Source organism: Erysipelothrix enhydrae, from assembly GCF_035066605.1.
GTDB lineage: Bacteria > Bacillota_I > Bacilli_A > Erysipelotrichales > Erysipelotrichaceae > Erysipelothrix > Erysipelothrix amsterdamensis.
Genome location: NZ_CP125807.1, coordinates 1,478,391 through 1,493,528, shown reverse-complemented (window position 1 = coordinate 1,493,528; position 15,138 = coordinate 1,478,391). Strand labels below are relative to the sequence as shown.

Here is a 15,138-nt window from a genome sequence, read left to right as displayed (position 1 = left end):
CGATTATTTGATGAATGCGAATGGACGCCATGGTTTGATGTAATCAAGCAACATCATTTCCATATCAGGAATTTGCCCAATTTTATTCTTATTTCCATCATTTGGCATCGCTTCAAGAACAATATGCAATTCCCCTTTATAACGGCCATATGCATCATTTAAAACAACTACATCACCCCGTTTTAAGTCAACCGTATTCTTAGGTGGAATTGATGCTTCCGCATACGTAACCCTCGGCATCGTTGAGCGTGCCATATAAGAGCTCATATCACCACGAACAAAGTGATAATGTTTATAAACTATTTTAGACTCAACATCTGAAAGCTCAACCTCTAAGTTGATTTTAAACTGTAACTTGCCCAGTTCGATACTTGCACATGAGGCTAATTCTTCATTCGATGCATAAGCATTACCAATTATAATATCATCAATCATTTCAGTCGCAATTAACTCTCGAATTTGCACATCAATTGATAAATCACGATGATGTTCCAGTGTACACAAGCCTTCATAAACAGGCCATGGACCGAAAGTATCCTTATTTTGACTTGATACAAATGCAGCACTTTGAAGTCCTAGTTTTCGAATCTTCTGATTACAATAATCAAAATGTTCCTTACTTAATCCCGTATATCGTTGCGGATAAAAGTTATGGCATGTGATTAAAGCATTTTTATTTGGATAATACGTCATGACATTTTCAATATAATCATTTCCCTGACTTGAGTTTAATTCAATCTTTAAATCATATTGATTAAAGGTCATTTGACTTTCTAATGAACCATTAAACCCTTCATCAAGTATAATACCATCTACACCAATTTCATTAAAAAAAGAAAGATCTGTATGCGTAATATTAAATGCCTTAAATACTGCAGGTGCGACATCGACAATAACTTCCATGCCTCTTTGGTGAGCAGCATCCGTAAGCAAACGATAATCACGAATGAGTTGATCTTTATGATCAAAATCAGATTGAAGTAAACTCATAAAAATACGTTTAAAACCACAGTCTGCTGCTTGATTCAAGTACGCAATATCCTTTTCCTTTGTGGAATTTTCTGGATATATCGATATTCCTAAACGTGCCATAATATGCTCCTTCTCTATTTTTTCGTTGTTCGTTCTCGCAAAATACCTTCAATTTGATCTAATAATAGGTTAATACGTTTCAAACTGCCTTTACGATAAAATCGCTCCATCAGTTTAAAATTCAACATCTTTCGTTTTTTATGCGAGTGATATGATTCCATGTACTTTAATTGAAATTCTGAATTATCAATTGCTTCAAGATGATATTCAAGAATATTAATGCCTTGGGCACTTTCAAAACGCACTTTATACACTTCGGGTCGTTTAATTTCTAAAATCGTCACAGTAACGATTCCAGAATTACCCATACGGCCTCTCAACTGTTTATCATAGTGAAATCCTTCTCGGATTTCATCTTCATTTATTGATTGACCGGTACTTGATAAGATATCCATGCACAGCGATTCAATCAATAAATCAAAACATTGATCCGGTGTTCCACTGATCGTTCGATAAACTTCCATCATTCTCTCCCCTTTCGATAAAATAAACCAAGTGCAAGCACGATGAGTGTGATTCCTAAAAGAAAAATCCCACTACCTTGATCTACTGTACTTGATAATAGAACCAAAAGTGTTCCAAATGCGAAAATAAAAACAAGCCACTGTTTCATAACTACCTCCACTAAAACAAATATTAGGAGCAAGGATGCCCCTAATATTTCAATACCATTATTCTTGTGTTTCAGTATAATCAATTTTATTAGCAACTAAAACGAATACCGCCCAAATTGCAGTACCAATGACAAGATTAATCAAAGCAAGCAAGGCCGCTGAGAATGAGAAACCTGTCGCCATCCAAGCATAAAGGATGGGTGGCATTACCCATGGTACTTCAAGGAATACTGGTGGTACAATTCCTGCTGATGTAGCAAGATATGCAATCGTAACGAGAATTGTTGGTACTAAAATCCAAGGAATTAAATAAATTGGATTTAAAACAATCGGTAATCCGAAAATTACAGGTTCATTGATATTAAACAGTCCCATTGGAGCACTCAATTTCGCAACAGCACGATTTTCTTCGCGTTTTGAGAAAATAAGCAATGCGATAATGAGGCCGAGTGTACATCCTGCTCCACCCATCCATGCAAATGCATCAAATGATCCACGTGTCCATAAATAAGGTAAATTTTCAGCCGATAACGCTGCATTATAAGCATTCGTATTTGCTGTTAAAGCAACTTTATAAACACCATCAAGTGCAGGCGCTAATACGTTGGTACCGTGAAGACCAAAGAACCAGAACACCGAAACAGACATCGTAACGAAGATAACAGAACCAAGTCCTTGAGAAACATTGAGGAATGGCATCTGAACATACTTAAGGATTAAATCACCAACTGATGCATCAAAGAACGTAGATGTAAGATATGCAAGTGTACCTACAGTATATAAAGCAACACATCCTGGAATGATTGATGCGAATGCACGGGATACTGCGGGAGGAACTTGATCTGGCAATTTAATTGTAATGTTTTTATTCATCAGTTTTGCATAGATGATGGTTGCAATGAAGCCCACAATTAGAGCTGTAAATAAACCCTTCGCATCCATATAACCAATTCCGATAAATCCCCATCCAACAACAGGTTCTGCTAAGCCTGCAACATCAATTGACGCTACTTGAGGTGTAACAACAATAAATGATGCAAGTGAAATCAATCCACCTGCTAATGGATCAACATCATAAGCTTTTGATAATTGAAAACCGATTGCAAATGCAAACACTAAAGCTAAAATCGCAAGCGTACCAAACCAAATGTTTCCATTAATACCAATAAGCCAACTGAAAGCATTGGTAATACCATCCGCCCCAAACTTAGCAGGTAAATCACGTACAAGTGCGTTTAATAAAACCGCAACAGAACCCGCCATTGTAATCGGCATAATGCTGATAAAAGCGTCACGAATCGCAACTAAATGCTTTTGCGAACCAATTTTAATTGCAATTGGGACGAAATGCTCTTCCATCCATGAAGTTAATTTCTCCATATATATCTTCTCCTTTACTACGGATTATACCGTTATTTTTAGTGGTATATACCATGTAGTTAATCTTAATATAACATACTCATCACCAGATGCAAGCGTTATCATAAGAGTTTCACAAAAATCACACGAATTCCAATGGACAATAAAACATAAAAAAAACAGGTTGATGAGACCTGTTTAAAGTTATTCTTGACCTAAAAGACCCAATGTTCGTGATGTTTCAATAACGAAGATGACACCATGTCCAGGTTTATCAATTTCGAATGTCGCATTAAGTGCTTCGACAATGGACGATGTCAGTTCCATTTCCGATAAAATTAAGATAATCTCTTTCTCTGGTTCAATGTCCATTTTGAATAATTTTTCATGTTCATGCGTTCCAGACCCACGTGCATGGATAATGGTTCCACCTGTTGCTCCATGTTTTTTTGCAACATGCATGACATCTTGCGCTAGACCATCATCAACAATAATAAAAATAGCATCTGTACCCATATTTCGTTCACCCTCCTTTAGCGTTTTAACATGACCCGGTAATTTTTGAATCCCTAAGACTCCTTTTAAGGGAACTGAAAAAACTACACCTGTATCAGGTTTTTTAAATTGAGTATGTTTTTGTATGCGTTCGTAGAAGTCTGTTTCAAAAACCTCTGGCATAATTGTAATACATACTTCCTTACGACGTTCTTCAATACCGAGCATATTAAGAAGGCGATCTCTTACACATCCTCTACCTTGAAAAACAGTCCCACCTGTAGCACCCACTTGTCGGGAAATTGAAAGTATATGCGAACCGTGTTCACGTTCAACAATTGAGCAAACCATTATAAGATTTGATAATTCGAAAGGCATCCTCTAACCTCCTCTTTTTTTAGTTTTTAAGGCATATAAGAATCCTAAAATTTGAATTGCAATAATTGGCATCATTGCAATCATCGCAATAACACCAAAACCATCCGTCATTACATTCGCAGTCGGTATTGCTGATGCAGCACCTTGAGCAAATGCTAATACAAAGGTTGCTGTCATGGGGCCCGATGCTACCCCACCGGAATCATATGCAATTCCTACAAAAATATTAGGAACCTTGAAAGATAGAACCGTAGCCAACATAAATCCCGGCAGCAGTAAATGCCATAGTTTTAAATGCTCTGATGTAATGCGTAGCATGGACAACATCACTGCAAACGCTATTCCTATTGATAGTGTAACCAGAATTGATTTTTTCTTAATATGGCCTGAAGTTACTTCTTCAACTTGTTCGGTCAGTACATATACCGCCGGTTCAGCCAACACAACCACCATACCCATTAAAAAGCCTACAACTAACAGCAGAGAGCGATTTGGGATCAAAGCAACACCTTCTCCTAAAATACGACCTGCATCCATAAATCCTGCTTGAACGCCTGTCATAAAAATGGAAAGACCAAAGAAAGTATAGAACAGTCCTTTAAAAATCTTATCTCTTCGAAAACGTGTCAGTTTGAACTTCCACATATCAAAGGCAATAAACAAAATTGTGAGTGGTAACAGTGAAAGCAAGGACTCTTTCAACATTGTAGGCAATATCCGAATAAAAGGCAAGAGAATCCCTTGTGATTCAAGAATCACTGCACTCTCTCCTTCAATACCACCAAGCCCTCTAACTAAACTTAAAATCATAACCATAAATATCGGACCTGCAGATGCCAGTCCAACCATCCCAAAACTGTCCTCTTCCGCATGCTTTCCACCTTTAAGCTGAGACACCCCATACCCTAAAGCAAGAATGAACGGTGTTGTCATTGCACCGGTTGTAGCACCCGAAGCATCGACAGAAATTGCGAGAAACTCTTCGGATACAAAAACACCTAAAACCATAATTCCAAAATAGGTAACTGCAAAAAGTTTATTGAGAGGTCTATTAAACAAAATTCTTAAAAGACCAATCGCGACCATGATCCCTACACCAACCGAAACAACACCTACAATTAATGTTGCTGATAAGGTACCCCCAGAAGCCATATTTACTTCATTCGCAAGAATTTGTAAGTCTGGCTCCGCAAAGGTAATTAAAAAACCAAGAACTAGACCTAGTGCCGCAACAATACTCACTTTATTCGTTCGCGCAATCGATTTCCCCATAAGCGTTCCGATTGGTACAATACCCAGTTCCGCACCAAATAAAAAAATGCCCAAACCGATGATTACAAATACTCCCCCAATGAGAAATCGTACCAATACATCCGTTTCAAGTGGTACGAGAAACATATGCATTAAGAGTACTAAAACTGTGATGGGCAATACTGAAAAAGATACCTCTTTAAATTTACTTAATAAGATATTCAAATAACCCCTCCTAACTTACTATTTTAAATATAACATGAATGTACGTTCATAATGGGTTTATGTGTAATATCACATAAAAAAAATCTAACCGAAGTTAGATTTGAATTAATATTGATCAATACGGTGCTTCGCATCTGAAAGAGACATTCCAGTTTTCTCAACGAGCATTTTAATTGCTAAGATCTTTTTACCTGATAAAACGAGATGACGAATTTCTTCTTCAGTTGCTTCACTTACGCGAACCGGATTATTCGGCTTGACATTCGTTCCAAACTTCATCTCATGGTGATGTACCTCTGCTTCCGTATAAGGTCTTGATTTTCGCTCAGCCTCAAATACATCATACTCTGTAGTGCGTTCTTGAATCCGTGCAATACTTAAACCAATAATAAGTACAACCAGAATAATAATTAGCGTTACAAGTACTTGTTCCATAATAATCACCTTCTTTCTCATATCATATCCTATATGTGCTTTTTTTAAAACAAATAGTAGTAAAAACAATGTTTTTTTAAGCTTTTACTCACAATTAATGAACTTTTTGCTATACTATAACCAACTAATCATAGGTTAAGGGGATACTAAGATTAACTCATCATATCGGAAAGGTACGATGAAATGAAAAATACAATTAAAGAAAAACGTAAAGCATTAAAATTAACACAACAAGAACTTGCAGATCAAACCGGGGTAACCCGGCAAACGATTTTAGCTATAGAGCACAATAAGTATGTGCCATCTTTACAACTTGCTTTCAATATTGCGAAAGCGCTCAAGACTGACTTACAAGATGTTTTTATTGATGAGTAGTCCCCGGATCATATATTAGTTAACAGGCAAATGCCTGTTTTTTTATACTTTTCAATCATCGATTGAATCTAAATAACTTCCAACACAAACTCCAACACTACATCCTAAACCCAATCCAAGTACGAGCTTATCGAAGATAAGCCCTATAACCAAGCCAACACCAACGCCAATTGGAATCCATGTTGCTAATGCGTTTTTTTCATGTTTCATATTGTCCCCTCCTTAAAACTCAGTTCCTCTGAGCATCGGCGCCACCCAGACAAATCCTGCCCCTGCAATTGCATAAGCAAGAGCACTCACAGTTAAACCTAGAGCCATTGCATTTGCTTCAATATCGACACTTAAAAGGCCGGCAGTCGCAAATACGACTACAATGGGTAATACACATAGAATCATCCGTAGAAGCATATCCACGATTTGGTTGTGACGAGACTTCATTATGCGAATGGTTAAAATTGATGATACGTTAATTAAAGCAACATAACTTGATACGAATACAAGTGCTACCAACGCTTCGCCAAGATTTGCACGAGCCATCCCAATAGACACTAAAGTAAAGAATAAAGCAATCCCGAGTGATTTAAGAAATGGTAGTTTAATTGTATTAAATAGTTTACGTAGTGGTGAATCTGGAATGAGGTACAAATGATATTGTTTTAAATCATCCGTTAATGTATCAATATTTGCTTGATTAAATAACGCAATAATAATAAACATGATGTATCCTTGAATCGGCATCTTCATAAAATAACCCATAATAAGGTAGATAATATAAATTAAAACATCTTTTAGACCGATCATGCGTCTTTGTTTTTTTAGTAAGAGTACATTCTTATTATGTATGGCACGAGCACCGATACCATATTTTACTTCAACCTGTTTGATATCATCTGTATTGATTTCTTGCTTACCTGATTTTGCACGGGCATAGAATTCTGAAAAATCTTCAGCATCAAGCATTGCTTGTTCGAAGAAGTCTCCCTTTGTATTCGCAAATACATAGATTGCAATAACATGGAATAAGACCATTAAGCCAAAACCCAGTAAAACTTGAACTATGTTTTGACTTACAAATCCAACAAGACCCAGTTTTGCCCATCCAAATAAAGGAATCCAGAAAAAGGAATCGTGGGTTACAAATGCCATTAACGATGCCATAACATCAAAACCATTTTGATAAAACTGAGCACCGAGAATCATTAAGGCACTCACGATTAATAACCCAAATAGAATGCGTGGTCCCTTACTCTTAGTTTTATGAATAATGTCTTTGAGATAAAACCACTCCATAATCAATGAAAATGCACTTATCAAGAGTGTATTCATAATAAATGTGATCAAGACAAGCTGAATTGGCATTACAAAATGCAAACTAAACTGAAACGCACTTAGAAATGACGCTAACAACGCCAACAGCATACTACCCCAAATGTTTTCAAAAGGTAAAAGACTTAAGATTTGTTTTCGATTAAAAGGGCCAATAAACATAAAGTATGAATCTTCTAAAAAGAAGAGACTTTGATGTTTTGAGAGGACCATAGAAAGCATGAAAAAGGCAGAAATCCCTAAAACAATCATGATATATGCTTGCATGAGTTCCGGTGCCATAATTGCTTTCCCTTCATGTCTAAACATTGGGATAAACATTGAACCGTAAAGTAAAATTGCTCCTAAAGTAAAAAGTGCGGAAGTAGGCTTACTAAATATATTTCTTATTTTCGCAAACCGTTTTAGTAATGATAGTTTAAGCAGTATTACCATCTTCTATATCTCCTTACCGACTTCAAAATAAATCTCTTTAAGACTCTTATCTTTAATATCTTTTCGTAACACTTCACAAATAACGTGACCGTTTTTCATAATATAAGCACGATCCCAAACTTCACTGACAATATCAATTACATGAGTACTCAATAGAACACTGGTACCTTTATCTTTTAGGTCTGTAAGTAGTTTAAGAGTATCTTCAATGCTTTGAGGATCAAGTCCCATCATCGGTTCATCGACTAAAATCGCCTTAGGTTCCGTAATGAGTGCAAGAATCATTGAGAGTTTCTGACGCATCCCTTTTGATAATTCTTTCGCAATCGTATCCCGTTTGGAATCAAGTCGGAATAAATCTAAATATTCCGTCGCAAGCACTTCATAATTCTTAACGTCATAAGCATGACCGATAAAATCAATATGTTCTTGTACGGTAAGTAGATCGTAAAGAACCGGTACTTCGGGTATATATCCAAAACGTTTTTTGGCTTCTACACTGTGATTATCATAACCACAAATTGAAATCTCCCCTTCATAATCTAATAAACCAATTATAGATTTGATGGTTGTGGACTTTCCAGCTCCATTTTCACCTAATAAAACTGTGATTTCCCCTGGATTTGCAATTAACGAAACATTATTTGCAGCTGTTTTATTTCCGTATTTCTTTGTCATATTCTTAACATTAATCATATTCAATCTCCTTTGAATATTTAAAGATTATCATGAATCACTTGAAATCTTCTTTAAACGACCTAAACGACCCAATTTCTTGGCTTAATGACAAAAAAAAGAAGGCTTTAGCCTTCTAGCGTTTTACGCCCCTTTCGAGACATAGGAATAATTTCACCGTTATCCAGTTCAATTTCGGACTTGCCACGGTCAATTCGTTTAATCCGTTTTTCATTCACAACATAAGATCGGTGCACACGTACAAAGGTCTTACCCAAATCGATATCAATTTTGGATAGATTTCCAACAAAATCTAAAATATCACGATCTGCATGAATAATGATTCGATGTTTCTCTTGAGATGTTTCAAAATAAAGGATCTCACTGACTGGAATATGATAAAGATCATCAAATATTTTAACCGTATAATATTCACCAATTTCCATTTGTTCCTTAATGACACGATCGATGGTCTCATCAATACAATGTCGAATACGCTCATCCACTTGGTTCATATCATCTTTGAGAATATAATCCATTGCTTCAAGACGCATTCTAAATGTTTCCAACAACAATTCATCATGTGTCGTAATAAAGACAAGATAGCCACGAGGATCGCGTTCTCGAATTATTTTAGCCAATTCAAAACCACTCATCGCATTGGGCCCTAAATCGACATCAAGAAAATATAAACCCCGAACATTTTCCAAAGCACCTATTTCTAATATAGACTCCGGATTATCTGTTGCGCACAAAATCTTCATATCATAATTTTGTATCACAATATGTTTATCAATTACATCTTGTATGTGTTCACGAATTATTGTTTCATCTTCTAAAATATATACAGGTATCATTTTAATTCTCCACTCTGAGTTCTTGTTTAAATTTATCATTTGTGCATGAGGTATGTCCTACAGCATTACGATATTTATTCAAAATACTTCGATAACTTTGTAAACCTAGACCTCTTCCACTCCCTTTTGAACTGTAATCAGGATTAAAGATTCTGTTGATTGCAATGGGTTCATGAATTGTGTTTTCTACCACAACTTTAAGGTATGTATCTTCTTGATAAAGAAGTACGTTAATGTAACCTGTGGGATATCCTTCTACAGCTTCAATCGCATTATCAGTTAAAATACCAATTGCCCGGATAAAATCATTAGAGTGCATCGAGATTGTCTGAATCGGATTCATACATTCAAAGACATAATCAATTTTTTTGCCCTGCATTTCGATGAATTTCCCTAGGAGCAAACTCTTAATCTCCATGATTTCGATATTCGCAAGCTGAGCCGTTTGTTTTACTTCCTTCTCAAGTTGGTGATCAATCGCCAATGTATTGGTTCTTAAGTACTCTCTACCGCCATCCAAGCCACTGGCTTCAATTTGATATGCAAGTTGATTAAACGTATCACGGTAAATCTTTTGGCTTTGTCTCACGCCTTCTTGGAGCTTAAAAAGCGAATTAAGATAATAATTTTGCTCAGCAATATAAGAATTGGTGGCATCAATACGTTTCGATACCGATTCAAACGAAAGAAAAACAACACTCACAATCGCTAAACAGGAAAGAACTAAAATCAGATGAATGCGATTGGCTTCAAGATACTGATATATCCCTAAATTTTTCCCGGAAACCTCCAAGAGCACAATACCACCAATGACAAGAAACATTGAAATTCCCAAACCCAAACGCAGTTCATAAAGCGTGTTGAGAATTACCTCAACAAAACCAGTATCATTTGGAGTATGGGTAATTTGAATGGGTTCTGGATGGTCAACATGATCCATATAACGTTCGGTTTGGTCGAGTATACGTTGAACCGTCTCATCCCCTTCATCAAAAGCAAGATAAATACTAGAAAACAAATTCTTAAAGTCATGTCGCAACATCCGCACTTCTTGAGTTAATCGTTCCAAGGAATGAGCCTGTTGAACTTGTTGGAGGTAATGAACACGTTGTGTGTGTAAGATCAATCGTTGATGTTCTAAAACGGAAATTACTAAGATGATGAGAATTACTTCAAACACAACAATAACACCTAAAACAAATGATGCGTTGCTGTAGCTTTTGGTGCCATAAACATAGATGATACGAAACACATCCTTAATACACCAAAACGCAAAGGTTACTAATAAGGCTTTTCGACGTGAAGTAAACAATTTTGAAAAATAATCACTAAAATTTGAGATGCGAAATAGGATTGAGATTAGAAAGGCAACACACGCGGTGAGTACATACCCACCTAAAACGGTATACGAAATCAAGTTTGGAAATGTTATCAAAATTTGATATAGAATCGTAGTCACAACGGTAAATAGACTTCCTGTGATAAAGTAACTGAATAAACTTGAAGACAAAGCATGGAGGTAGCTTATGTGAGCATCACGCGCCAGAATGATCGATAAAACAAGAGCTTGTATCGCAAATACCGGACCTTCCACTAAATACAATAGATTTCGGTTCATAAGACTCGATACTAATCCAGGAGTGAATTCTAAGATATAATTATTGAGAACTTGAATAAGAATAAAAATTCCAAGGAACTTAAATAACGTTTGTTTACGATGGCTTAAAACAATCATTTCTCGATTTAGAAAAAACCAAGATAGTCCATAAAAAAACGATATCGAAATCGCAACGATTGTAATCATTAAGAAATATGGCATGATACCTCCTGACTAACATTTTTGTACTTTAATATATAACAATATGAAATTTAGACTGTTATCGTTTGAACTTAAACCCACGTTTGATGGAACAGCTGCGTTCATGTTGAGAACGCAATACATTACGTTCATAAAGGAAAGGTGTCACAAGACGTTGAAAACTCTTTGAACGAACATGAACATCATCCCAATCAATTTCATCATACAAACTACCCGCAAGCGCTTTTGCTTGCTTCGGACTTAAAATCGATTGAATCTCAATCGCCTCTGTTAGTTTATCCAAACGAAATTGTTCCAATTGGCTAATCATGTGTTGTGACACCTTTATAATCCATAAGATTTAAAATCTCTTTATGATTCGTTGCTTTAAACGAACTCATATCCCCTGCAAACTCACCATCAATATTCATGGACATTACCGTATCCGACTGAATCTCTACTTCTGTACACTGACGGATCACAAACATTTCATTATCATATTCACGACTCATCATTCCTTTAAGAATTTGACGTATCTGTGAAACATTTCGTGGTTTCCGTATCAACATCACCTCAAAAAGACCATCTGATAATTCAATCTCATTTTCATCATAGTGAAAGATGCCCCCTACAGATTTCGAATTCGTGATGCCTCCAAATACAAAACTACCCGAAAACGACGTGTCATCAATTCGAACTTTCAAACCGTATGCATGAATGCGTCGAAACGTTAAAAAACCATAAATTAAATAAGCGCGATAACCCAACCAATTTTTCAAGTTCTGCGGTGTTTTATATGTAACCTCTGTAAAGTTTCCAAACGTGAGTGCAAAGGTAAAACAATCCGTTTCATTTAAAACGCCCAGATCAACTGGTCTTTCAGTTAAGTTTTCAAGATTGCTTAAAATATCAGTAATATGGGCGACATTCCCTAAATTTTTCGCAATCTCATTCGCAGTCCCAATAGGTAAAATAATAAGCGGCTTACGTATTTTGTGATTGTATAATCCCTGAACCATTTGGCTTACCGTACCATCACCACCTGCAATAATATAACCTTCATAGTTGTGATCAACTTCATCCATAATTTCTACAGGACCATAATTAAGATCCGTGAGAAATAAGTCAAAACGAATCTTACTTTGATTTAAGCAATGAATGAATTCATTCAATTCGTTTGGTTGCGATAACCCCGCTTTTGGATTATAAATAAACAAATACATAGCATCACCTCTTTTGTAAATATTATACCACATGATATCAACTGTAAGGATAATCAAACCGAATTAACGACAAATTTAAACTCGCCAATTTCAAATCCAATTCATAAAAAAACCTTAGCGGTATGGCTAAAGGTTTGATGGAACTTTAATTTATATTTTATAACACCATTGCAATGCAAGTGTACCAATACCTGCATGTGTTGCGACAGCAGCTGGTAGATTGACTATTTTGATGGTAAAAGGACCTAAAGATTCCGTTAGAAAATCTTGGAATCGTTTTAATGTGTCCAATCCTTCACTGTGAAGAAGATAAATATCATGGGTTTCCGGTTTCACTTCGTGATGTATTAAGTCATTCACAAGTAATGAAAAAATTCTACGTTCAGAACGTGCAACACCTAACTTTTCAATCGACTGACCTTTATTCTCCAAATACAAGACGGGTTTAATTTTCAATAAACTCGCCACTTTTGCGGCAGTCTTCGAAACACGACCACTTGCAATCACTTGATCAAGTGTTTGAGGATAGATATATGAAATTTGATTAGAGAAAAAATGATCTAAATAAACTTCAATCTGTTCCACACTGTAATCTGCTTCGTTCATTTTACGAATCGCAGCAACAGCTTGTTGAACTGGGCCCGTGATGGAATGGGTATTGATTACAGACATGTTCTCAATTTTGAGATCTTGTTTCACCATTTCCATTGAACTGTAAGTTCCTGATAAAGCAGTCCCGATGCTTAATGCAAAGATATGATCATAACCTTCAGACATAACTTTTTCAAATAATTCGTAAATCGTCCCAAGGTTGGGTTGAGACGTCTTAACAACTTCATGATTACGTAACAAATCATTTACTTGATTTTCAGTTATTGTGACTTGGTCAATATATACCGTATTATTATGGATAATGGTCAATGGTGCAATATAGACGCCAAACTTTTCAATTTCAGCTTGAGTAAATGACACCGATGAATCACATATTATGGCTATTTTTTTCATAATACCCCTCCGTTATAGATAGAGTATATCGAAGTGAATGCACCGTGTCAAAGTATATTTGACATAAAACACAATTATCTTAAATTTCACTCAATTGAGTTGTAAATCCGACTCTATAATGAACCTATAACATGCTTGTTCATTATAGTAATTAGAGAATTTTCCCAATATCTTTAAGTTCAATCGATACTTGACCATTGATATCCGTAGATATATTAACAACATCACTTATATCCAAAATATCAAGTGGTAAGATAATTTCAATTCCGGACTCAGTAACAATACGATGTTTTTTGGCTGCTTGCGTACGGTTTACCATTTTTAGGTTAATCATGTCTTGAACATGTTCTTGTTCGAAGGTAGTGTCAATTAAACGTTCTTCCTCTTCAGAAAACGTATCAAACACTTCTTTTAATATTTGTTTTGGTTCAATTTCATCGAAAAAGTCAACATTATCCGTAATCACTTGTTTAGCCTTTACAATATTTTCGAAATGAGAATCTTCGCGTACTTCTGATATCGTCCCTACAAGTGTATCCACAACTTGGAAACTTGTTTTAGAATTCGCAATAATCTCGCAATCTAAAATCGTCTCTAAAAGTTCGCGATAACGAATATCTTGAAATTTTACTAAAGTTTCCCCGGTTGTCAGGTTAACCATAAAAGCATTTTTAACACTCGCAAACGTTTCTGGAAGGATTGCTTGATTATGAACTAAAGCATTTTCCAATCCATGTTCATTTTGAGTAATTTTAATATAGCCATTTTTACTCAAGACCTCAAACATCGCTAATGAAACAAAATCACCCATGTCAACCATCGCAAATAATAGATTTGAGCTTTCGACTGTCATGGTCGCAATATGATGATCAAACCATTGCTTTGCAAGTTTCTGAGTTTCTTCAATAAAATTAATTGGGGTTCCGATTAAACTTAAAAATGGACTTCCTAAATTAAGCTTTGCTTTAGAAGCGGTTGGACTAGACTGAAATGCTTTCGCTAACTTTGCAATAAAAGGTTCCACATCTTTCGATGTATTAAAATTTAAGGGTTTTTCTGATAGAATCATTGATTGTAAATCTCGATCTAAAGAATGTATTACTCCTTTATCAATATTCATAATTACCTCCATGATGATACCTAACTAATATAACAAAAAACAACATGGAAAGCATGTTGTTTTAGGTAAATTTAATGTTAATTCTTGATTAGATGCGTTCTTGTTTTTGTTTGATATAACAAATTGAACCGATAGCTACAACTACCAAGACACTTGTGTATAAAACAATATAAGTCCAAGGCTCTACTCGTGCCTGAATGAACTCTTCACTCAAAATCGGTGCCTTGTGTTCTGAACTTTGTAACAACTCCACATATTTATCTTGATAAGACCCATCTGCATTGATCGTTGGTCGCTCAATTGAATTAACACGTATTTGTGGTCGTTTCTCTTCTTCTTTTGCTGGAATAGATCCAAACGCAAGAATTGACACAGTTAATGATACTGCAATTATCGTAGGTTTAAACATCCAATGCCTCATTTCTTCCCTTATAATTTATCACAATAAGTTCACATTATTCAATGATATTCGAAG

General features: G+C 35.7%; 18 protein-coding genes. 1 reads left to right on the top strand and 17 read right to left on the bottom strand.

Going from position 1 to position 15,138, the window contains the following annotated elements; all coding sequences use genetic code 11:
- Window positions 1-3: 3 nt before the first annotated feature.
- The 7 genes from LLS04_RS07315 to LLS04_RS07285 all read right to left on the bottom strand — a co-directional run bounded on the left by LLS04_RS07315 (window position 4) and on the right by LLS04_RS07285 (window position 5,849).
- On the bottom strand, window positions 4-1,092 hold the full coding sequence (locus tag LLS04_RS07315; RefSeq protein ID WP_323611057.1) for a DUF871 domain-containing protein: 1,089 nt from the start codon (window positions 1,090-1,092) through the stop codon (window positions 4-6).
- A gap of 14 nt (window positions 1,093-1,106) precedes the next feature.
- Window positions 1,107-1,556 (bottom strand): DUF3284 domain-containing protein, encoded by a 450-nt coding sequence (locus tag LLS04_RS07310; RefSeq protein WP_323611056.1) that lies wholly within the window; start codon window positions 1,554-1,556, stop codon window positions 1,107-1,109.
- Window positions 1,556-1,705, bottom strand: a complete 150-nt coding sequence (locus tag LLS04_RS07305; protein WP_323611055.1) for a hypothetical protein — start codon at window positions 1,703-1,705, stop codon at window positions 1,556-1,558. Before LLS04_RS07305 ends, LLS04_RS07310 begins: the two co-directional genes overlap by 1 nt.
- Before the next feature lie 58 nt (window positions 1,706-1,763).
- The gene (locus LLS04_RS07300) at window positions 1,764-3,086 is read right to left on the bottom strand and encodes a PTS sugar transporter subunit IIC (protein ID WP_323611054.1); all 1,323 of its coding nucleotides are present in this window, start codon (window positions 3,084-3,086) and stop codon (window positions 1,764-1,766) included.
- Window positions 3,087-3,269: 183 nt separating this feature from the next.
- Window positions 3,270-3,938: a P-II family nitrogen regulator gene (locus LLS04_RS07295; RefSeq protein WP_323611053.1), complete on the bottom strand. Its 669-nt coding sequence runs from the start codon at window positions 3,936-3,938 to the stop codon at window positions 3,270-3,272.
- Window positions 3,939-3,941: 3 nt separating this feature from the next.
- On the bottom strand, window positions 3,942-5,414 hold the full coding sequence (locus LLS04_RS07290; RefSeq protein ID WP_323611052.1) for a DUF1538 domain-containing protein: 1,473 nt from the start codon (window positions 5,412-5,414) through the stop codon (window positions 3,942-3,944).
- Window positions 5,415-5,519: 105 nt separating this feature from the next.
- Window positions 5,520-5,849 carry a hypothetical protein gene (locus tag LLS04_RS07285; RefSeq protein ID WP_323611050.1) on the bottom strand — a complete coding sequence of 110 codons (330 nt, stop codon included), beginning with the start codon at window positions 5,847-5,849 and terminating at the stop codon, window positions 5,520-5,522.
- A gap of 183 nt (window positions 5,850-6,032) precedes the next feature.
- On the opposite strand from LLS04_RS07285, the gene LLS04_RS07280 reads away from it, so the two are divergent.
- A complete protein-coding gene (locus LLS04_RS07280; RefSeq protein ID WP_323611049.1) occupies window positions 6,033-6,224 on the top strand; it encodes a helix-turn-helix transcriptional regulator in 192 nt (63 codons plus the stop codon).
- 51 nt (window positions 6,225-6,275) lie between these two features.
- Here LLS04_RS07280 and LLS04_RS07275 read toward each other — a convergent pair whose 3' ends face one another.
- The 10 genes from LLS04_RS07275 to LLS04_RS07230 form a co-directional block, all read right to left on the bottom strand.
- Window positions 6,276-6,434: a hypothetical protein gene (locus LLS04_RS07275; RefSeq protein WP_323611048.1), complete on the bottom strand. Its 159-nt coding sequence runs from the start codon at window positions 6,432-6,434 to the stop codon at window positions 6,276-6,278.
- A gap of 12 nt (window positions 6,435-6,446) precedes the next feature.
- Window positions 6,447-7,985, bottom strand: a complete 1,539-nt coding sequence (locus LLS04_RS07270; protein WP_323611047.1) for a putative ABC exporter domain-containing protein — start codon at window positions 7,983-7,985, stop codon at window positions 6,447-6,449.
- Window positions 7,986-7,988: 3 nt separating this feature from the next.
- Complete coding sequence (locus tag LLS04_RS07265) at window positions 7,989-8,681, bottom strand: ABC transporter ATP-binding protein (RefSeq protein ID WP_254006449.1); 693 nt, start codon at window positions 8,679-8,681, stop codon at window positions 7,989-7,991.
- A gap of 107 nt (window positions 8,682-8,788) precedes the next feature.
- Complete coding sequence (locus LLS04_RS07260; protein ID WP_254006448.1) at window positions 8,789-9,517, bottom strand: LytR/AlgR family response regulator transcription factor; 729 nt, start codon at window positions 9,515-9,517, stop codon at window positions 8,789-8,791.
- A 1-nt stretch (window position 9,518) separates the two neighbouring features.
- On the bottom strand, window positions 9,519-11,336 hold the full coding sequence (locus tag LLS04_RS07255; RefSeq protein ID WP_323611046.1) for a GHKL domain-containing protein: 1,818 nt from the start codon (window positions 11,334-11,336) through the stop codon (window positions 9,519-9,521).
- 58 nt (window positions 11,337-11,394) lie between these two features.
- The gene (locus LLS04_RS07250) at window positions 11,395-11,646 is read right to left on the bottom strand and encodes a penicillinase repressor (protein ID WP_254006446.1); all 252 of its coding nucleotides are present in this window, start codon (window positions 11,644-11,646) and stop codon (window positions 11,395-11,397) included.
- Window positions 11,639-12,538, bottom strand: coding sequence for a diacylglycerol/lipid kinase family protein (locus LLS04_RS07245; protein WP_254006445.1), 900 nt, complete (start codon window positions 12,536-12,538; stop codon window positions 11,639-11,641). The genes LLS04_RS07250 and LLS04_RS07245 overlap by 8 nt, the downstream gene beginning before the upstream one ends.
- A gap of 150 nt (window positions 12,539-12,688) precedes the next feature.
- Window positions 12,689-13,543 carry a DegV family protein gene (locus tag LLS04_RS07240; protein WP_254006444.1) on the bottom strand — a complete coding sequence of 285 codons (855 nt, stop codon included), beginning with the start codon at window positions 13,541-13,543 and terminating at the stop codon, window positions 12,689-12,691.
- A 151-nt stretch (window positions 13,544-13,694) separates the two neighbouring features.
- A complete protein-coding gene (locus tag LLS04_RS07235) occupies window positions 13,695-14,663 on the bottom strand; it encodes a nucleoid-associated protein (protein ID WP_323611045.1) in 969 nt (322 codons plus the stop codon).
- Window positions 14,664-14,751: 88 nt separating this feature from the next.
- A complete protein-coding gene (locus tag LLS04_RS07230) occupies window positions 14,752-15,072 on the bottom strand; it encodes an acriflavin resistance protein (RefSeq protein WP_254006442.1) in 321 nt (106 codons plus the stop codon).
- Between the last annotated feature and the right edge of the window lie 66 nt (window positions 15,073-15,138).